This is a genomic window from Klebsiella sp. A-Nf5 (genome assembly GCF_002810545.1).
GTDB classification, from domain to species: domain Bacteria; phylum Pseudomonadota; class Gammaproteobacteria; order Enterobacterales; family Enterobacteriaceae; genus Klebsiella; species Klebsiella variicola.
On the sequence record NZ_PIOG01000167.1, the window covers coordinates 1 to 19,249 of the forward strand.

General features: G+C 59.6%; 21 protein-coding genes. 10 read left to right on the forward strand and 11 right to left on the reverse strand.

Features of this window, described 5'->3' with window-relative positions; all coding sequences use genetic code 11:
- Window positions 1–770 (reverse strand): transcriptional regulator FtrA (gene ftrA / locus CWM53_RS18175; RefSeq protein ID WP_100750821.1); only part of this gene is annotated, 770 nt, incomplete at its 3' end.
- A 67-nt stretch (window positions 771–837) separates the two neighbouring features.
- On the opposite strand from ftrA, the gene CWM53_RS18180 reads away from it, so the two are divergent.
- The 7 genes from CWM53_RS18180 to urtE all read left to right on the forward strand — a co-directional run bounded on the left by CWM53_RS18180 (window position 838) and on the right by urtE (window position 8,144).
- Window positions 838–1,236 carry a rhodanese-like domain-containing protein gene (locus CWM53_RS18180; RefSeq protein ID WP_074385919.1) on the forward strand — a complete coding sequence of 133 codons (399 nt, stop codon included), beginning with the start codon at window positions 838–840 and terminating at the stop codon, window positions 1,234–1,236.
- Between the two features lie 148 nt (window positions 1,237–1,384).
- The gene (locus CWM53_RS18185) at window positions 1,385–2,488 is read left to right on the forward strand and encodes a cobalamin-independent methionine synthase II family protein (RefSeq protein ID WP_074385918.1); all 1,104 of its coding nucleotides are present in this window, start codon (window positions 1,385–1,387) and stop codon (window positions 2,486–2,488) included.
- Window positions 2,489–2,658: 170 nt separating this feature from the next.
- Window positions 2,659–3,930 carry an urea ABC transporter substrate-binding protein gene (urtA, locus tag CWM53_RS18190; RefSeq protein WP_012968272.1) on the forward strand — a complete coding sequence of 424 codons (1,272 nt, stop codon included), beginning with the start codon at window positions 2,659–2,661 and terminating at the stop codon, window positions 3,928–3,930.
- Between the two features lie 61 nt (window positions 3,931–3,991).
- On the forward strand, window positions 3,992–5,566 hold the full coding sequence (gene urtB / locus CWM53_RS18195) for an urea ABC transporter permease subunit UrtB (RefSeq protein ID WP_100729884.1): 1,575 nt from the start codon (window positions 3,992–3,994) through the stop codon (window positions 5,564–5,566).
- A complete protein-coding gene (urtC, locus tag CWM53_RS18200) occupies window positions 5,566–6,639 on the forward strand; it encodes an urea ABC transporter permease subunit UrtC (RefSeq protein ID WP_008804969.1) in 1,074 nt (357 codons plus the stop codon). Before urtB ends, urtC begins: the two co-directional genes overlap by 1 nt.
- A complete protein-coding gene (gene urtD / locus CWM53_RS18205) occupies window positions 6,639–7,436 on the forward strand; it encodes an urea ABC transporter ATP-binding protein UrtD (protein WP_002904321.1) in 798 nt (265 codons plus the stop codon). The genes urtC and urtD overlap by 1 nt, the downstream gene beginning before the upstream one ends.
- Window positions 7,437–7,445: 9 nt before the next feature.
- Complete coding sequence (gene urtE, locus CWM53_RS18210; RefSeq protein ID WP_016160988.1) at window positions 7,446–8,144, forward strand: urea ABC transporter ATP-binding subunit UrtE; 699 nt, start codon at window positions 7,446–7,448, stop codon at window positions 8,142–8,144.
- A 35-nt stretch (window positions 8,145–8,179) separates the two neighbouring features.
- Here the strand turns inward: urtE and CWM53_RS18215 are convergent, their stop codons facing one another.
- Together CWM53_RS18215 and ydeE are read right to left on the reverse strand one after the other, a co-directional pair.
- Entirely contained in the window at window positions 8,180–8,662 is a 483-nt protein-coding gene (locus tag CWM53_RS18215) for a helix-turn-helix domain-containing protein (protein WP_023297587.1), read from the reverse strand.
- Window positions 8,663–8,791: 129 nt separating this feature from the next.
- Window positions 8,792–9,985 (reverse strand): efflux MFS transporter YdeE, encoded by a 1,194-nt coding sequence (gene ydeE / locus CWM53_RS18220; protein ID WP_100729885.1) that lies wholly within the window; start codon window positions 9,983–9,985, stop codon window positions 8,792–8,794.
- A gap of 194 nt (window positions 9,986–10,179) precedes the next feature.
- On the opposite strand from ydeE, the gene eamA reads away from it, so the two are divergent.
- The gene (gene eamA, locus CWM53_RS18225; protein WP_061154654.1) at window positions 10,180–11,079 is read left to right on the forward strand and encodes an O-acetylserine/cysteine exporter; all 900 of its coding nucleotides are present in this window, start codon (window positions 10,180–10,182) and stop codon (window positions 11,077–11,079) included.
- 47 nt (window positions 11,080–11,126) lie between these two features.
- Here eamA and marB read toward each other — a convergent pair whose 3' ends face one another.
- Genes marB through marR form a run of 3 tightly spaced genes read right to left on the reverse strand, consistent with a single transcriptional unit; the run spans window position 11,127 to window position 12,214 of the window.
- Complete coding sequence (marB, locus tag CWM53_RS18230; RefSeq protein WP_038422522.1) at window positions 11,127–11,345, reverse strand: multiple antibiotic resistance protein MarB; 219 nt, start codon at window positions 11,343–11,345, stop codon at window positions 11,127–11,129.
- A gap of 40 nt (window positions 11,346–11,385) precedes the next feature.
- Window positions 11,386–11,760, reverse strand: coding sequence for an MDR efflux pump AcrAB transcriptional activator MarA (marA, locus tag CWM53_RS18235; RefSeq protein WP_002904397.1), 375 nt, complete (start codon window positions 11,758–11,760; stop codon window positions 11,386–11,388).
- 19 nt (window positions 11,761–11,779) lie between these two features.
- Window positions 11,780–12,214, reverse strand: coding sequence for a multiple antibiotic resistance transcriptional regulator MarR (gene marR / locus CWM53_RS18240; RefSeq protein WP_008804963.1), 435 nt, complete (start codon window positions 12,212–12,214; stop codon window positions 11,780–11,782).
- A 261-nt stretch (window positions 12,215–12,475) separates the two neighbouring features.
- On the opposite strand from marR, the gene CWM53_RS18245 reads away from it, so the two are divergent.
- Window positions 12,476–13,144: a MarC family NAAT transporter gene (locus CWM53_RS18245; protein WP_002904403.1), complete on the forward strand. Its 669-nt coding sequence runs from the start codon at window positions 12,476–12,478 to the stop codon at window positions 13,142–13,144.
- 70 nt (window positions 13,145–13,214) lie between these two features.
- Here the strand turns inward: CWM53_RS18245 and CWM53_RS18250 are convergent, their stop codons facing one another.
- Complete coding sequence (locus tag CWM53_RS18250) at window positions 13,215–14,414, reverse strand: sugar transporter (RefSeq protein WP_008804962.1); 1,200 nt, start codon at window positions 14,412–14,414, stop codon at window positions 13,215–13,217.
- Window positions 14,415–14,615: 201 nt separating this feature from the next.
- On the opposite strand from CWM53_RS18250, the gene CWM53_RS18255 reads away from it, so the two are divergent.
- Complete coding sequence (locus CWM53_RS18255; protein ID WP_074385914.1) at window positions 14,616–15,407, forward strand: PhzF family phenazine biosynthesis protein; 792 nt, start codon at window positions 14,616–14,618, stop codon at window positions 15,405–15,407.
- 62 nt (window positions 15,408–15,469) lie between these two features.
- Here the strand turns inward: CWM53_RS18255 and CWM53_RS18260 are convergent, their stop codons facing one another.
- From CWM53_RS18260 to CWM53_RS18275, 4 genes are read right to left on the reverse strand one after another with little or no spacing between them, the layout of a single operon-like run.
- Window positions 15,470–16,147: an SDR family NAD(P)-dependent oxidoreductase gene (locus CWM53_RS18260; RefSeq protein ID WP_074385913.1), complete on the reverse strand. Its 678-nt coding sequence runs from the start codon at window positions 16,145–16,147 to the stop codon at window positions 15,470–15,472.
- Entirely contained in the window at window positions 16,144–16,617 is a 474-nt protein-coding gene (locus CWM53_RS18265; protein WP_074385912.1) for a YhcH/YjgK/YiaL family protein, read from the reverse strand. Before CWM53_RS18265 ends, CWM53_RS18260 begins: the two co-directional genes overlap by 4 nt.
- Window positions 16,614–17,780 (reverse strand): sialidase family protein, encoded by a 1,167-nt coding sequence (locus tag CWM53_RS18270; RefSeq protein WP_074385911.1) that lies wholly within the window; start codon window positions 17,778–17,780, stop codon window positions 16,614–16,616. The genes CWM53_RS18265 and CWM53_RS18270 overlap by 4 nt, the downstream gene beginning before the upstream one ends.
- Window positions 17,781–17,783: 3 nt before the next feature.
- Entirely contained in the window at window positions 17,784–19,193 is a 1,410-nt protein-coding gene (locus CWM53_RS18275) for a sodium:solute symporter family protein (RefSeq protein WP_074385910.1), read from the reverse strand.
- Window positions 19,194–19,249 lie beyond the last annotated feature (56 nt).

The following is a 19,249-nucleotide window of genomic DNA, read 5'->3' on the forward strand; positions in this document are numbered from 1 at the left end:
GGTCCCATGCCGGTGCGCTGGGCGAGGGAAGCGACGGTATGGCTGGCGGCAAGATGCTGGTGCAGATAGTCAAACAGCTGCCCAAGGCGCTGGCTCTCCCGGCTGCGGGCTACCGGGCGCAGGACCTGCTGCGCCTGACCGCCGTCGCGATGGGGAGAGACCACCAGGCGGCGGGCGACGACGTTGGCTGCTTCGCTGCCGAAATCCTTGCGCACCAGGTGCAGACAAAGGTCGATCCCCGCCGCGCTGCCCGCGGACGTCATCAGCAAATCATCGCCCACGTAAAGCACATCTTCCACCACCTGGATCTGTGGAAAACGGGACTGCAGCGCCGCGGTGTAGCGCCAGTGGGTGGTTGCCTGGCGGCCATTGAGCAGCCCGGCGGCGGCGAGAACGAACACCCCGGAACAGATGGAAATAATCCGGCATCCGCGGGCGTGGGCGGCAACGAGAGCGGCGCACAGCGCCTCCGGGACCGGGGCGTCGATGCCGCGCCAGCCGGGGACCACAATCGTATCCGCCTGGGCGAGAAGTTCAGGCCCGCCGTCAGTCATCAGGCGGATGCCGCCGGTGGCGCGCAGCGGACCTTCATCGACGGCGGCGACCGCGAACTGGTACCAGTTGCCGCCCATTTCCGGGCGCGGCAGGCCGAAGATCTCCACGGCTACGCCAAACTCAAAGGTGCAGAGTCCATCGTAGGCGAGGGCGATCACCTGATGACGTGACGGTGTCACAGAAGGGGTTGTCAGGATGTTAGCGTTTTCTGTCATGGTTGCCGGCAGATCAGGGTGATGGGCGTCAGTAAAGTAGTGTTATCACAGACAAGGAGAAGACGCCATGAGTGTAGTAACCCAATTTACCCCCGCCGCTTCCGCTGAGGCTATCCGCTGGTTTCGCCATAAGCTGCATCTTGAAACCGACTGCGCCGATGTGCACAGCGCCCAGCGTGCCGGCGAGGTCGACTTTGTCCTGCTGCACGTGGTTGGCAGCGAGGAAGCCTTCGCCAGGCGTCACCTGCCTGGCGCGCTGCATCTCCCGCACCGGGAGATCACCGCCGGGAGAATGGCGGCCTGGCCGACAGATACCGTGTTTGTGGTCTACTGTGCCGGGCCGCACTGCAACGGCGCCGATATGGCCGCGCTGAAGCTGGCCGAGCTGGGACGGCCGGTGAAAATGATGCTCGGCGGGCTCACCGGCTGGGAGGATGAAGGATTTGCGTTCGCCGACGCTGAATGAATTTTTTTCATGTACCATGAAATATTCTCGTTTGCGACCCGCCAACCTGCATGCCAGTATCTGGACATATAGCCATCCAGAAGTCTAAAAATTCAAATAATGAACTATCACGGTGGGCAACTAACGCGCCCACCGCTAAGGAGACAGCATGCAACGTCAACAGGCCCCGTTCCGCGCAGATATCGTCGGCAGTTTTTTACGCCCGGACAGCATTAAACAGGCGCGTCAGCAGCTGGCTGAGGGGATTATCGACGCCGGTCAGCTACGCGAGATTGAGAATAACGCGATCCGTCATCTGGTCCAGCAGCAGTGCGACTGCGGCCTGCATGTGGTCACCGACGGTGAGTTTCGTCGCGCATGGTGGCATTTCGATTTCTTCGATGGCCTGCAGGGCGTTGAACGTTACGATGCCGAACAGGGGATCCAGTTCAACGGCGTGCAGACCAAAGCGCACGGCGTTCGCGTCACCGGCAAGCTGGCCTTCGGCGATCACCCGATGCTGGAAGACTTCCGCTATCTGAAAAGCATCAGCGGCGACGCGCAGCCGAAGATGACCATTCCCAGCCCGAGCGTGCTGCACTTCCGCGGCGGGCGGAAAGATATTGATGCCACAGTCTACCCGGATCTTAGCGACTACTTCGACGATCTGGCCACCACCTGGCGCGACGCGATCCGCGCGTTTTATGACGCCGGCTGCCGCTATCTGCAGCTGGACGATACCGTGTGGGCCTATCTGTGCTCCGATGCCCAGCGTCAGCAGGTACGCGAACGCGGCGACGATCCGGATGCGCTGGCGCACATTTATGCCCGGGTGCTGAACCAGGCGCTGGAAGGTAAGCCGGCCGATCTGACGGTGGGCCTGCACGTCTGCCGGGGTAACTTCCGTTCAACCTGGATCTCGGAAGGCGGTTACGAGCCGGTTGCCGAGGTGCTGTTTGGCGGCGTCAATGTCGATGCCTTCTTCCTGGAGTACGACAACGACCGCTCCGGGGATTTCGCGCCGCTGCGCTTTATTCGTCCCGGCCATCAGCAGGTGGTCCTCGGGCTGATCACCACCAAAAATGGCGAGCTGGAAAATCCGCAGGGGGTAAAAGCGCGTCTCGCCGAGGCGGCGCAGTACGTGCCGCTCGAGCAGATCTGCCTGAGCCCGCAGTGCGGTTTTGCCTCCACTGAAGAGGGCAATGCCCTCAGCGAAGACCAGCAGTGGCAAAAAGTCCGTCTGGTGACGTCGATCGCCGCCGACGTCTGGTAATGACTTTCTTAGCGCAGCGTTGCACCGTGATGAGGCAACGCTGCCGTCCCTCCCGTCGACGCCGCCCACCTGTCCCGCATCCTGCTGTTTTCACAACCTGGCACCGTTTTTGCCTTATCACCTCTGGTTAGCTGTTAATTCTTTATTTTTGCGCTACTCAGGAGTGAATCATGCAACGTAGAACGTTATTAAAAGCTTTTGCACTCTCCGCCTCTGTTATGGCTATGGGTCTCTCATTCCAGGCCTATGCCGCCGACACCATCAAAGTCGGGATCATGCATTCGCTCTCCGGGACGATGGCGATTTCCGAAACGCCGCTGAAGGACGTCGCGCTGATGGCCATCGACGACATCAACGCCAAAGGCGGGGTACTGGGCAAGAAGCTGGAGCCGGTGGTGGTCGACCCGGCCTCCAACTGGCCGCTGTTTGCCGAGAAGGCGCGCCAGCTGCTGGCCCAGGATAAAGTGGCGGTGGTGTTTGGCTGCTGGACATCGGTCTCACGTAAATCGGTGCTGCCGGTGTTTGAGGAGCTGAACGGCCTGCTGTTCTACCCGGTGCAGTATGAAGGGGAAGAGATGTCCCCCAACGTCTTCTATACCGGCGCGGCGCCTAACCAGCAGGCTATCCCGGCGGTGGAATACCTGCTAAGTGAGGATGGCGGCGGCGCCAAACGTTTCTTCCTGCTGGGGACGGACTACGTCTATCCGCGCACCACCAACAAGATCCTCCGCGCCTTCCTGCATGCCAAAGGGATCCAGGACAAAGATATCGAGGAGGTCTACACCCCGTTCGGCTACAGCGATTACCAGACTATCGTCGCCAATATCAAAAAATTCTCCGCCGGTGGCAAAACGGCAGTGGTCTCCACCATCAATGGCGATTCCAACGTGCCGTTCTACAAAGAGCTGGCTAACCAGGGTCTGAAAGCGACCGATGTGCCGGTGGTGGCCTTCTCGGTAGGGGAAGAGGAGCTGCGCGGCATCGATACTAAACCGCTGGTCGGCAACCTCGCGGCATGGAACTACTTTGAGTCCGTCGATAATCCGACCAACAAAGCCTTCGTCGCCGACTATCGCGCGTACGCCAAAGCGCACAAGCTGCCGAATGCCGATACGGTCGTGACCAACGATCCGATGGAAGCGACCTGGGTGGGTCTGCATATGTGGGCGCAGGCGGTGACCAAAGCGGGCACCACCGATGTTGACAAAGTACGCGAGGCGATGGCCGGGCAGACCTTCAACGCGCCGTCCGGTTTTACCCTGACCATGGATGCCACCAACCATCATCTGCATAAGCCGGTGATGATCGGTGAAATTGAAGGTAACGGTCAGTTCAACGTGGTCTGGCAGACCGATAAACCCGTCCGCGCGCAGCCGTGGAGTCCGTGGATCCCCGGTAACGATAAGAAACCTGACCATCCGGTGAAAACTGTCAGCCAGTAAGCGCCAGGGCCGGCGGGGCTGGAGCATAGCGCCCGTCGGCCGCTGACCAGAGGAGAACGACATGAACGCATTGCGTCTCATGAGTGTGTTGGCGCTACTGCTGATCCTGCTGCCGTGGCGGGCGCAGGCCGCGGAGGCGGACGACTTCGTTGCCGCCAGCCGCAGCCAGCAGGCGCAGCTGTTGACCCAGTGGGCGGCAGCACCACAGGCGGATCGTCTGCCGCTGCTGCGGGCGTTGACCACCGAGAGCCTGGTGATGGACGACGGAAAACATGCTTTCCGTACCCGACAGGGCGGATTACAGCCCTTGGGCGCTGCCGCTGCGCCGCAGGGCGAAACCCGACCGGTCCGTCTGACCAACCGGCTACGCAATCTGGCTGCTGGCGCGCTGGCCAGCCATCTTATATTAAGTGACAACGTCACGGAGAGGGCTTCCGCCGCGCGCACGCTTCAGCGGGAAGCGACCCCGGCCATGGCCGCGCTGCTGCAACAGCGGCTGCAGGCGGAAACCGATGAAAATGTGCGGGGCCTGCTGGAGGTGGCGCTGGCGCGCCTGCAGCTCACTCAGCCTGAGGCCAGCGCGCGGCTGGCCGCCGTGACGCTACTCGGCCATTCGGCGGACCCGGAGACCCAGGCGCTGCTGATCCCCTTTACCGATGCCCAGCATGAGCCGGATGCGGCGGTGCGCGAGGCGGCCAGCGACAGCCTGCAAAAGATCAAACATCGTTTGCTGCTCGGCGATCTGCTGGGCCAGGCCTTTATGGGGCTGTCGCTGGGATCGGTGCTGCTGCTGGCCGCGCTGGGGCTGGCGATCACCTATGGCCTGCTGGGGGTGATTAACATGGCCCACGGCGAGATGTTAATGATCGGCGCCTACAGCTGCTGGCTGGTACAGCAGGCGCTGGCGCAGCTCGAGCCGCAATGGCTGGCCTTTTATCCGCTGGTCGCGCTGCCGGTGGCGTTTCTGGTGACCGCCGGGATCGGCATGGCGCTGGAGCGCACCATTATTCGTCATCTGTATGGTCGGCCGCTGGAAACGCTGCTCGCCACCTGGGGGATCAGCCTGATGCTTATCCAGCTGGTGAGGATGCTGTTTGGCGCGCAGAACGTGGAGGTGGCAAACCCGGCCTGGCTCTCCGGCGGCGTGCAGGTCCTCCCGAACCTGATCCTGCCGTGGAACCGGCTGGCGGTGCTGGCGTTCGTCCTGCTGGTACTGTCCTTTACCTGGCTCATCCTGAACCGCACACGTCTGGGGATGAACGTCCGCGCCGTGACGCAGAACCGGGCGATGGCCGCCTGCTGCGGCGTGCCTACCGGGCGGGTGGATATGCTGGCCTTTGGCCTCGGCTCCGGTATTGCCGGGCTGGGCGGCGTGGCGCTGTCGCAGCTTGGCAACGTCGGGCCTGAACTGGGTCAGGGATACATTATCGACTCGTTTCTGGTGGTGGTGCTGGGCGGCGTCGGCCAGCTGGCCGGCAGCGTGGCGGCGGCCTTTGGGCTGGGCATTTTCAACAAAATTCTCGAACCCCAAATGGGCGCGGTGCTGGGCAAGATCCTGATCCTGGTGATGATTATTCTGTTTATTCAGAAACGCCCGCAGGGTCTGTTCGCGCTGAAAGGGAGGGTTATTGACTGATGAGCCAACCAATCACCTTAACGCTGGCGCAGCGCGCGCCGCGGCCTCTGCGCTGGCTGGGGATCCTGCTGGTGCTGGGGCTGCTGAGTATGCCATTTCTGGCGCTGCTGCCGGCCTCGCATCCGCTGGCGGTGCCGAGCTGGCTGCTGACGCTGAGCGGCAAAATCCTCTGCTACGCCATTGTGGCGGTGGCGCTGGATCTGGTCTGGGGCTATGCGGGCATGCTGTCGCTGGGGCACGGCATTTTCTTTGCCCTCGGCGGGTACGCCATGGGGATGTACCTGATGCGCCAGGCGGCGGGCGACGGTCTGCCGGCGTTTATGTCTTTTCTCTCCTGGAGCGAGCTGCCCTGGTTCTGGTGGGGCACGCAGCATTTCGCCTGGGCGATGGCGCTGGTGGTGCTGGTTCCTGGTCTGCTGGCTCTGGTTTTCGGCTGGTTTGCCTTTCGCTCGAAGATCAAAGGGGTCTATTTCTCGATCATGACCCAGGCCCTGACCTATGCCGGTATGCTGCTGTTCTTTCGCAACGAGACCGGGTTTGGCGGCAACAACGGCTTCACCGGTTTTACCACGCTGCTGGGTTTTCCGGTCACCGCCACCGGCACCCGCGCCACCCTGTTTATGGCTACGGTTTTGCTGCTGTTACTGACCCTGTGGCTGGGCTCGGCGCTGGCGCAGAGTAAGTTTGGCCGGATCCTCACCGCGGTACGTGACGCCGAAAACCGGCTGATGTTCTGCGGGTACGACCCGCGCGGCTTCAAGCTGCTGGTATGGACGCTGTCGGCGGTGCTCTGCGGTCTGGCGGGGGCGTTATATGTCCCGCAGGTCGGGATCATCAACCCCAGCGAAATGTCGCCGACCAACTCCATCGAGGCCGCCATCTGGGTGGCGCTCGGCGGGCGCGGCACGCTGATCGGCCCGGTGCTTGGCGCCGGGCTGGTCAACGGCGCGAAAAGCATTTTCACCGTGGCGATGCCAGAGTACTGGCAGCTGTTTCTGGGCCTCATCTTCATCATCGTGACCCTGTTTTTACCCCGCGGGGTGATGGGCCTGCTGCGTCGAGGAGACCGCTAATGCAACCGGATGAAGGACTGTTTACCCGTCAGCTGCCCGGAGATCGTTTTCGCGAACAAACCGATCCGGTGCTGCAGCTGGAGAACATCAACGTCAGCTTTGACGGTTTCCGGGCGCTGACGGATCTGTCGCTGGCGATAGGCGTCGGCGAACTGCGCTGTGTGATCGGCCCCAACGGGGCGGGCAAGACTACCCTGATGGACGTGATCACCGGCAAGACCCGGCCGCAAAGCGGCAAAGCGCTCTATGACCAGTCGGTGGATCTGACCACCCTTGACCCGGTGGCCATCGCCCGCCAGGGCATCGGGCGCAAGTTTCAGAAGCCGACGGTCTTCGAAGCGCTGACGGTGGCGGAAAATCTCGCCCTGGCGATGAAGGGAGATAAATCGGTGTGGGCCAGCCTGCGCGCCCGGCTGAGCAGCGAACAGGACGATCGGCTGAATGAGGTGCTGCGCCTGCTGCGTCTCGATGGTGAGCGCTACCGCCAGGCCGGTCTGCTGTCCCATGGTCAGAAACAGTTTCTTGAGATCGGCATGCTGCTGGTGCAGGAGCCGCATCTGCTGCTGCTTGATGAGCCAGCGGCCGGCATGACCGATGCGGAAACGGAGTATACGGCGGAGCTGTTTCGTACCCTGGCTGGACAGCACTCCCTGATGGTGGTGGAGCACGACATGGGATTTGTCGAGACCATCGCCGACCGGGTGACGGTCCTGCATCAGGGCCAGGTGCTGGCGGAGGGATCGCTGCGGGAGGTGCAGGCCAATGAGCAGGTCATTGAAGTTTATCTGGGACGTTAAGGAGCGCCAATGTTACAGGTGAGTCAGCTACATCAATACTACGGCGGCAGCCATATTTTGCGCGGGGTGGATTTTTCCGCCCGCCAGGGCGAAGTCACCTGCCTGCTGGGGCGCAATGGCGTCGGTAAGACCACGCTGCTGAAATGCCTGATGGGGCTGATCCCGGCGCGCAGCGGTGAGGTACGCTGGCAGGATCAGAACATCACCCATCGCAAACCGCACCAGCGGGTGCAGGCCGGGGTCGCCTACGTCCCCCAGGGGCGCGAGATATTTCCGCGCCTGACGGTGGAAGAAAACCTGCTGATGGGGCTGTCGCGCTTTCCCGCCCGCGAAGCGCAGCAGGTGCCGGAGGAGATCTACCAGCTTTTCCCGGTGCTCAAGACCATGAAGCAGCGGCGGGGCGGTGACTTATCCGGCGGTCAGCAGCAGCAGCTGGCGATTGGCCGCGCGCTGGCCAGCCGTCCGCAGCTGCTGATCCTTGATGAACCCACCGAGGGGATCCAGCCTTCGGTTATCAAAGAGATTGGCGAGGTGATCCGCCAGCTGGCGAGCCGCGGGGATATGGCGATCCTGCTGGTGGAACAGTTCTATGACTTTGCCGCCGGGCTGGCGGACCACTACCTGGTGATGTCGCGCGGCGCCATCGTCCAGCAGGGCAAGGGCGGTGATATGGAGCGCGACGGCGTGCGCGCCATGGTGACCATCTGACCAGGCCGGCGGCGTGCGCGCCGCCGGTTTGCGGGCTATTTGCGCAACAGCCGCTGCAGGCGCGCCTGGCGCCAGTTTTTGATCCATTCGCCGAACACGAACAGGCGTAATCCTCTCACCACCAGCAGGGCGCCCCAGATCAGGGCGACCCAGCCGGACCAGTAGTCCTGTGGATTAGTGAAGCGGTTGAGCACCGCCAGCAGCACGCAAACCACCAGCGCCACCGACAGCGAACGGAAAAAGCGGCTCTCCTGATGCACCCGCGCTTTGGCTTCCTCTATGCGCAGATCCAGCGAGGCTTCCGGGCCCGGCGCGCCCTCCCGCGAGGCTTCGCCGCCGATCTCGGCCACCGTGACCTCAAAGACCGCGGCGAGGGCGCTGAGGGTCTCCAGCCCCGGGCGTTCGCCATTCTCAATGCGCTGGATCGTGCGGACGCTGAGACCCGCCATTTCGGCCAGCTGCTCCTGGGACCAGGCGCGCTGTAGCCGTAATTGTTTGACCTGATTGTTGCTGTTCATATTCGTATGCTCCATGACGTTCTGCGGATGTAAACCTGTGATGGAGTATGGTGAACCGGGCCGCCAGCCACCACGACAGCGACCCGACAACGGCCCGACATCAACCCGACAGCCGCATGCCAGCTGGCGTCAGGCGTTGGCCAGCGGACAATCCGGCTGCCAGGGACGGGCATTCATCCCGCGGAAAATCATCAGCCAGGCGGCGATAATCGCCACGATAAGAATGACAAAAAGCGACCAGTGCGGCAGATGGGTGAGGATCATCCCGGTGAACATCGGGTTGAATGCCGCGCCCAGCCACCCCAGCGACTGGGCGGAGAAGTAACTGGCCTTCATCCCCGACGGGGCAATATGGTCAATCAGCATATACTCCCCGGGGGCATAAATCACTTCCCCGAGGGTGAAGATCGCCGCCGAGATCCCCCACGCCCACAGGCTGGCGCCAGAGAACATAAAGCCCACGAGGCCGATAACAAAGCAGACGGTGCCGAAGGTCATCAGCGGGCGAATATTTCTGGCGCTCAGTCGTCGGCCAACCGCGTACTGCAAAGCGACCACCACCGCGGCGTTAACCGGGAGCACGACGGCCACCACTTTCTCGGCGAAGTCACTGCTGGCGACCACCAGTACATACTGCGAGAGACAGGAGGCGAAAGCGCCGCTGACGAAGGAGGCCAGCAGCCCGGAGCAGGTAAACCACAGCAGCGCCCGGTCATGCAGCAACACTGAGGGAGACCAGGCGGCATCACCCGGCTGGGCCGCGGCCACATCCCGCTGGAGAAACAGCTGAATAAACACCAGTGGAAAGGCGGCGCAGGCGGCCGCCAGCCAGAACGGCAAATTGATGCTGTGCATCACCAGCAGCGTGCCGATGGGCGGCCCGACGGTCCAGCCGATATTGAGGATGGTATAGTTCAGCGAGAAGATACGCGCTTTTTTCTCCGGCGTCAGCCGGTCGGCGAACCAGGCTTTTAGCACGGTGGAAAACACCGAGTAGGCGCAGTTGATCAACGCAAAGAAGATCACCACCAGGATAGCGTTATTGACCAGCGGTATCGCGCTAAATCCCAGAATAAACACCAGCACTGACCACACCATATAGCGCTTTTTGTCGAACTTATCCGCGAGGATGCCAAAGCCCATACTGAACAGCACGCCGACCACCAGCGCCAGCGACAACGCGTAGCCAATCACATCGACATCCAGCTGATAACGTCGGGTGAGGTAGATAGTCATAAACGGCAGTGTGGCCCCGCGGCCAATAGTTAGCAGTAACGACGATGCCAGCAGCGCGATGGTGGAGCGCCTGAGAGTGGTGATCATGATTTCCTTGCCTGTCATGTTGTTATAATTTTATGTCTTCGATCACAAATAACATGCTCATTACGCCTTGTACAGGTCAGCCCGGTCGCCGGGCGCACTTCCTGGCCTGCCAAAAATAATGATCTATCCTGGCGGCCGCTTTTTGGTTACTTTGATTTTGTTCACAAAAATTCTAATAACGACAGAGGCAGGGTATGACGAGGAAAGATGGACTGCTGGCGCTGCTGGTAGTGGTGGTGTGGGGGCTTAACTTTGTGGTGATTAAGCTGGGATTACACAATATGCCGCCGCTGATGCTGGCGGGGCTGCGCTTTATGTTGGTCGCCTTCCCGGCGCTGCTGTTTGTGTCCCGGCCTGCCATCCCGCTGCGCCTGCTGCTGGGTTATGGCCTGACCATTAGCTTTGGTCAGTTTGCCTTTCTGTTCTGCGCTATTGGCCTGGGTATGCCTGCCGGGCTGGCTTCGCTGGTACTGCAGGCGCAAGCCTTCTTTACCATTATTCTCGGCGCCTTCGTCTTTGGCGAACGTCTGCAGGGCAAGCAGCTGGCGGGGATCGCGCTGGCGATCTTTGGCGTGCTGGTGCTGGTGGAGGGCAGCCTCGGCGGGGAGCATGTGCCGCTGGTGGGCTTTATGCTGACCCTGGCGGCAGCGCTCAGCTGGGCCTGCGGTAATATCTTCAACAAGAAAATCATGTCGCATGCCGCCCGGCCGCCCATTATGTCGCTGGTGGTGTGGAGCGCGTTGATCCCGGTGCTGCCGTTTATGCTGGCCTCATGGCTGATTGATGGCCCGCAGACCATGCTGGCGAGTCTGCAACACATCGATCTGCTGACGATACTGTCGCTGCTCTATCTGGCGTTTATCGCCACTATCGTCGGCTATGGTATCTGGGGATCGCTGCTGGGGCGCTATGAGACCTGGCGGGTGGCGCCGCTGTCGCTGCTGGTGCCGGTGGTGGGGATGGCCAGCGCTGCGCTGCTTCTGGGGGAGACGCTGAGCGGGCTGCAGCTCACCGGGGCGGTACTGATTATGGCCGGGCTCTATATTAACGTCTTCGGCTTACGTCTGGTGCGGCCGGGTATAGCGCGCGGATAAAAAAAAAGCCCCGAAGAAGGGGCTACACAATTATGCGTGTAATGGCATCACAGGTCGTGCTGCTGGTAGTACGGCACGCCCAGTTCGTCGGATTTATCACTGCCAGCCGCCATATGATTGAAATCAAATGGCGAATCGTTATGTTCCGAAGGGATAATCATTGTATCACGCTGGTTTTGACGCACCGGCGTGGTGTTTTGCTCCGCATAGCTGAGGCTGGAGACCAGCGACAGGAGTACGATAGCTGCGGTAGCGAATAATTTCATGATTTCCTCAATACGTCTTTGATAATACAGGCGATTAACATCAGTTATTTAGCGGATGCAGATAGCGGGATTCGCCAGGTACATTCGTTATGCGATACTTGTGGGGCGGAACATCGAAATAGTTCTTAAACGTTCGCGTCAGGGTCTGCTGCGACTCGAAACCGTAGCGTTCCGCCAGGTACAAAATGGGCTCATTGCTCTGCTTGAGCTTTTGCGCAATCTCCGTCAGCTTGCGGCTGCGGATGTACTGGCCGAGGGAATGGCCGGTCTCTTTCTTAAACATTCGTTGCAGGTGCCACTTGGAGTAACCTGAACGCTCAGACACTTTTTCCAGCGACAGGGGCGATTCCAGGTTATCCTCGATCCACGACAAAATACTATGGATAGTGATGGCGTCATTATTACGTCTGGACATCATCTTACCTCTTCTTATTTTACGGCAGGACCTTCTTGAGTAGTTGCTCAAGCGCGACGACTTCGTCCGCCGACAGATTTTTTGTTAACTCCTGGTGTAACTTCTGACCCACAACCTGATGACACTGCTCGCAAAGGGCTGCGCCGTCCGGTGTCAACTGCACCAGCACGCCGCGCTTGTCAGCGGGGTTGGGTAACCGTTCAATCCAGCCTTTGCACGCCAGGCGGTCGAGCATACGCGTCATCGCGCCCGGGTCGACGGAAAGCACGGTTTTCAGCTCAACGGGGGTAATACATACCTCGCAACGAATGGAACAGAGCACGCGAAACTGGGTCGCGGTAATATCCATGGGTGAGAGGTAGTCGTTGAGCAGGCGATCTTTTTTCTGGTTAACCATCTGGATCAAGCGGCCCAACGGGATCATTTCATTAAACAGGTCGCTGGTACTTTTCATGATGGTTGCCCAGGCAATTAATTAGTTGCAAGTGATACTATTGCCCAGGCAATCATAAGTCAACATTATGAATTGGCCGATGCCACGATTTGCTAAAATAAAAAAATCCGACGTGGGTCACTGTTTATGGTTTTTCTAACGCTTGTTAATTTTTAGCGGAAGTGGTTTATCAGCAGGCTGGCGGCGAAAGTGTCGAAGCCGGTATACTCACGGAACGAAACAATACTTAAAAAATGAATATTAACGGGACTTTAATTAACTATGTTCGATTTGTTTAAAGCAATAGGGCTTGGCCTGGCGGTGCTTTTACCGCTGGCAAACCCACTCACAACCGTGGCGCTGTTCCTCGGCCTGGCGGGCAATATGAACAACGCCGAGCGGAACAAGCAGGCGTTGATGGCATCGGTGTATGTGTTCGCCATTCTGATGGTGTCGTGGTATGCCGGTCAGGTGGTGATGAATACATTCGGCATATCAATACCTGGGCTGCGTATCGCCGGGGGATTGATTGTGGCCTTTATCGGTTTCCGCATGCTGTTCCCCCAGCAAAAAGCCCACGATTCGATGGAAGCGAAGATCAAATCGGAAGAACTGCAGGATGAACCGACCGCCAATATCGCCTTTGTGCCGCTGGCGATGCCAAGCACTGCCGGTCCGGGCACCATCGCGATGATTATTAGCTCCGCCTCGACCGTTAAGCATGGCGTGGACTTCCCGGAGTGGGTGGTGCTGGCAGCGCCGCCGATCATCTTTTTGCTGTTAGGGGTGATTCTGTGGGCTTGCCTGCGCAGTTCCGGCGCGATTATGCGTCTGGTAGGCAAAGGCGGCATCGAGGCCATTTCGCGACTGATGGGCTTCCTGCTGGTCTGTATGGGCGTGCAGTTTATTATTAATGGCGTGCTTGAGATCATTTCGACCTGGCACCCCTGATCGCCCCGGATGGGATGAGAGACAACAGCCTGCCGGTAGCCATGCCGGCAGGCTTTTTTATCGCGGTAACTCAGGAGTGGTGCGGTTGATGGTCTTCCAGCGATACCGGCCAGCGGCGGAAGATCATCAGAGACCATACCAGCGCGGCCAGCGCCGGGATGGCACCGATGTAACCGATGGAGGCCATCGACAGATGCAGACTCACCTGGCTGCCTACCAGCGCGCCGGCGCCAATACCAATATTAAAGATGCCCGAGAACAGGGACATGGCGACGTCGGTGGCATCCGGCGCGGAAGCCAGCACTTTTACCTGCATACCGAGACCGATAATCATGATCGCCACGCCCCAGAAGATACTGAGCAGCATCAGATGATGTGCATTGTCCGAGGCAGGCAGGAGCAACAGCAGGCAGGCCAGCAGCAGGCCGATAGCGATGCTAATCAGCCCGGAAGCGTGCTGGTTGCCGAGCTTACCGAACAGAATGCTGCCGATAATACCGGCCCCGCCGAGGATCAACAGCAGCACGGTAGCAAAGTTGCCGCTCAGGCCCGCCACCGTCTGGACAAAGGGCTCGATATAGCTGTAGGCGGTATAGTGGGCGGTCACCACCACCACGGTCAGAATATAAACACTGACCAGCGCCGGACGGCGGAACAGCACCGGCAGGCTTTTCAGCGAGCCAGAATGTTCGCTCGGTAGCGTCGGCAGCAGTTTCACCAGACAGGCAAGGGTGGCTAACGCGCCCAGGCCAATCGCCAGGAAGGTCATTCGCCAGCCAAAATACTGTCCGATGATGCGGCCAATCGGAATACCGAACACCATCGCCAGGGCTGTACCGGTGGCGATCAGGCTCAGCGCCTGTGCCCGTTTACCAGGCGGCGCCATGCGGATGGCCAGCGCTGAGGTAATCGACCAGAAAACCGCATGCGCAAAAGCGATGCCAATGCGACTAATTACCAGGACGTCAAAACTCCACGCAAAAAACGACAGAACGTGGCTGGCGATAAACAGAATAAACAGGCCGATGAGCAGCCGCCGGCGCTCCATTTTGCTGGTGAGCAGCATAAACGGCAGCGACATCAGCGCCACCACCCACGCATAAATGGTGAGCATCATGCCCACCTGGGCGGTTTCCATGCCGAAGCTGCCGGCAATATCGGACAGCAGACCGACAGGGGCGAATTCTGTGGTGTTAAAAATAAACGCGGCGATGGCCAACGTCACGACACGTAGCCACGCTACCTTGCGTGAGACCGTATTCGTAGTCATAAGCTCTGGATGGGTGATTCAAGGGAAGATGTGACGGTGATCTTAAAACGATTACTGGCGAAAAGACAATCATTTTGTGATCTTCATCTCATTTCGCTGCAAGTGGCTGGCAGCGGTTAAGCAATTAATTTTGCTATGGATAGTGTCAGGGGAGCGCTTTTATGTCATGTTGAAGGAAAGTAAAAAAAGTAAGGACAGTGTATGCAGGAAATTCAATTTTATCTGGTCGATGCCTTCAGCGATAAAAACTTTGGCGGTAATGCCGCGGCCGTTTGCCCGCTCAGCGAGTGGTTAGCGGACGATGTATTGCTGAAAATGGCCCAACAGCATAACCAGTCCGAAACGGCGTTTTTCGTCCACACCGACGAGGGCTATGAGCTGCGCTGGTTTACCACGCTGGGCGAGATCAACCTCTGCGGCCACGCCACCCTGGCGACGGCGCATGTTATTTTCGAGTATCTTGACCATCCCTCGGCGACGATTACCTTCAGCACCCGTTTTGTCGGTGAACTGCTGGTGACCCGCAGCGGCGACTGGCTGACGCTCGACTTCCCGGCGTGGTCGACCACCCCGGTGGACAACCCGCCGGCGGACCTGCTGGCCGGACTGGGACTTGAGTCCGCCGTCGAGGTGCGGGAAGGGCGTGATTATCTGGTCGTGCTGGCGGATCGCCAGCAGGTTGAAGCGGTGCAGACCGATATGGCACGTCTGCAGAAGCTCGGCAAAATGATCTGCGTCAGCGCACCGGATGAGGAGTATGACTTTGTCAGCCGCTTCTTCTGCCCGGGAGAAGGGGTGCCAGAGGATCCGGTGACCGGCTCCGCCCACAGCATGCTGATCCCCTGGTGGGGCGAAAAGCTGGGGAAAACCACCATGATGGCGCGCCAGGTCTCCGCCCGCGGCGGCGACCTGCGCTGCCAGTGGCAGGGCGACAGGGTGCTGATTAGCGGCCAGGCCACCACCTATCTGCGCGGAACGGTTTACCTGCGTTAATCATGGCCCCGCGTCGCCCCGGAGAGCGGCAATCTACTTCCGCTCCCTGGGGCGACATAGCATCAGCCCAGCGATGCGCCGCCACACATCACCAGCTCCTGTCCGGTCATCGCCGATGCGCCCTCGCTCAGCAACCAGCTCACCAGAGAGACCACTTCCTGCGGAGTAATGAGTCGCCCAAGCGGCGGAAGCCGCGGCGGGGAACTTTCTCTGCCTGGCTGATGAAGCATCGGCGTATCGGTTGCCCCGGGGGCCACGACGTTGACCGTCACCCCGGCAGGCGCCAGTTCTGCCGCCCAGCTCCTGGCGAGAGCGACCAGCGCGGCTTTGGTGGCCGCATACTGCGAGCGACCAGCGGCGCCTCGTGACGTACGGCTTCCCAGCAGAACGATCCTCCCGCCCGATCCCATGGTCGGGGCGAAGTGATTGACCAATGTCTGAGCCGCATCGACGTGTAAACGCCACAGCGACTCGCTGCGCTGAGGGTCCAGATTGCCCAGGGTGGCTGCCGCCATTGAACCCGCGGCGTGGATGATGGCCTGAGGAGGCTCAATCTGCTCCAGCGCCGCCAGCAGCGCGCTGCGTTGGCTGACGTCGACCATCAGATGGCGAAAGTTCGGCTGTGAAAAGGGCGGCAGCGAACGGCTCAGACCGACAACCTGCCAGCCGTCCGCCAGCAACTGCCTCACCACCGCGGCGCCGATCCCGGAACTGGCCCCGGTCACCATTGCCCGCTTCATTGCGCCTCCAGCATCGCTGCCGGGATCTTGAATACCGCCTTTCTGACTGGCGCTGGCGTCGAAACCGCACACAGCGCCTGGTGCGGTTCGCCGGGGTAAAAGACCGCGAAGTCGCCGGGACGCAGCAGAATAGAAACACTCTCCGGGGCCGGCTGACATATATAGAGGTCGGGCTTAAGCTCATTATCTTCTGGCCGCATCGCGGGAGCCATGCCCGCCTGGATCCGCTCCTCGCCAGCCAGGATGACCTGAATATCCGCCCACTGGCGATGATATTCCGTGTGCCGCTCGGCCGCAGGCTGCGTTTGCGCCACACTGAGGGTGCAGAACCACGACGCGCCGTCGGGCTGGAAGCGGCCATCCTCTCTGGCGCTGAGCGCGGCCAGCGAACAGGCCTCGCTGCTCAATAGCTGCTTTAACGCCGGCGGCAGACCAGCCTGCTGCAGCGCCTGCAGATTACCGATAATCATGCGTTTTCTCCTTTTACCCACTGCGGCGAGACGCGAACATACTTGATCGCCTGGCGGTACCAGGTGTAGGCGATATGCAAATTACCGTCTTCTCCCTGTTTGATACTGGGGTAGGAGAACTCCCGATTCAGCTTCTGCTCAGAATTGTTGGTCATACAGTAACCATCGCCCTCATCGAGATTGCGCAGCCACGGCCAGGTGACACCGCCATCGGCTGATATAGCGACGGTCATCGGCGCGCGCGGTGCGCCCCAGAAGGCGCTTTTCTCGGTTGCTTCCGGCTCCTTACGGCCATCCTCGTCAGCAATTTCATCATACAGCGAGGCGCGGCGTTCCGTGGCGCCGGCGGCGCTCATATTATTGAACACCAGCGCCAGTTCGCCATTGTCCAGAGTGGTTGCCTGGATTGATGAGTTATTGTTCGGAAGCGTCGTCGGTACCGGCGCCGACCAGCTCTCTCCCTGGTCGCTGGACTGGCTGAACCAGATATGGTCCGCCCAGCGGCTGCGAAAGAAGGCCGCCAGTCTGCCGTCGGGAAGCGGAGTGATACTCATATGGACACAGCCCAGGCTCTCCGGGACCGCCACGTCACGCCAGCTTTTGCCGCAGTCTGAAGAGATCTTCACCGCGCTGACGTCATTGTTACCCACCCATTTCTCGCCGGGTTCGGTTCGGCAGTAAAAGACCGGCAGCAGCCAGTTGCCGTCAGGCATAACGCTTATCGGCTGGCGAATAAAAGTACCCGGCTGATCCAGCAGCGTATCGATGGGCCCCCAGCTTCGTCCGCCATCGTGGGAGAGGCGGTAACGCACAATGGCGGTATCCTGGTTTCCGGCAAATTGCGCTGTCCACAACAGCCACAGCACGTTATCGGGCGCCTGAAACAGCACCGGGTTTTGTTCCGAGCGGTCTGGGTCATCAGATAGCTTAACCGCCTCACTCCAGCGATCACTGCCGGGGGCTAACCGCGATCCCCAGATAGAAATATCGGCTTTTCCCTCCTGGGAGCCGCCGAACCAGACGCACATCAGACTGCCATCATCCAGCGGCAGCAGATTGGCGGCATGATTTTGCGGGCAGGCGCTGGGGAGCATTGCCCATGCGATGTGTTCATCTTGCTGGTGCTGGCGAATGACGCCGTCAAAAGGAGGAATTACGGTCATATTTTATACTCCACGTTGCTCAACTGGGGCGGGGGATGGTTGTGATTTATTCGGGATCAGGCGGTCAATCACCATGATGATGGCCGGGGTCGCCAGGGCGACATACATGTTGTTGATACCGAACGGGTCGCCGAGTAAATACCAGACGGACGTCACCACACAGGCGCCGATCAGACCCGCATTCGCGCCACGGGTGCTTTTGAAGAAGGGCGCGTAGAAGGCAATGATCGCCACCACGGTAATCGAAAGGCGAATGGCGCGAGTAAAGAAGGAGAGTTTCAGCACCTCCGGTACCAGCAGCACAAAAATCAGCGGCAGGAAGCCGATAATGAGCGACGCCCAGCGCGTGGCTCTGAACTCCTGGTCCGGGGTTGGGTTGCGCCATGGTACGTAAAAATCCTTCACTACCAGCGAGGCAATGGCCAGGGCCACGGTACTTACGCTGACGAAAATCGATGCAACAAGTGACGTTGTCACCAGGCCTGCCAGCCACGGGTTCATGTCCTGCAGAAACACCGGCAGGGCGTACAGACTATTGATTTCCGGATGCAGGTATTTCGCCGCGACGCCGATAATGGCGATGGCAAGGGCGATGGGCAGGCAGAAAAAGAAGGCGATCCAGGTGGAACGTTTTGCCGACCGGACGTCTTTGGTTGAGCTAATGGCCTGAATGACAAACTGGGTACAGAAGATAGAACCGACGGTACCGATGAGCCACGCAAAGATGGTGCCAGCGCCAATGTTGCCATCCCACGTCCAGTAATAATCCGGCATCTTCTCAATCATCGGCGTGAAGCCGCCGGTTTTTGACAGGGCAAAACCCAGAATGATCAGCAGACCGGCGTATTTCAACGCGCTGTGTAACATGGTGACCCAGGCGACGCCCTTCATGCCGCCGAAGGCGAAATAAAAAGTGCTGACGATAGCGGTAATAAAGGCGGCTACCGGTAAATTCACCTTTAATACGGTGGAGATGGCTGCGGCACCGCTGACGTAGTTGCCCACGTTAACCAGCAGCAGCGCATAAATCATAATCAGGGAGATAATATTTTTGGTACTGGTGCCATATTTTTCGGCGATGGCGCCGGAAATGGTGATTTTTCCGGTGTTATAGATGCGTTTCACCAGGATTAAACCGAACAGCGGAAAGCCGATGGCTGCCCCCAGCACGGACCACGAGGCGGCAATCCCGCTTTCAAAGGCGGCCTGAGCGGTACCGATGGTCGATTTGGCGCCGATATATTCTGACATCAGTAATATACCGACAATAAAGGCCGGCATGGCGCGCGAGCCTTCCATAAAATCCCCGGAATTTTTACTACGAATACGAAATGTCAGCCAGGTGGTAAACAGAATATAAGCAATGACGATGCCGACAATAATAAAGGTATCTTCAGCGGTAAAATGATTCATCTTAGCCTCTCTCTGGGCATACGAATCCTGGGTACGGCTGTACCCGGTCCGTTTTA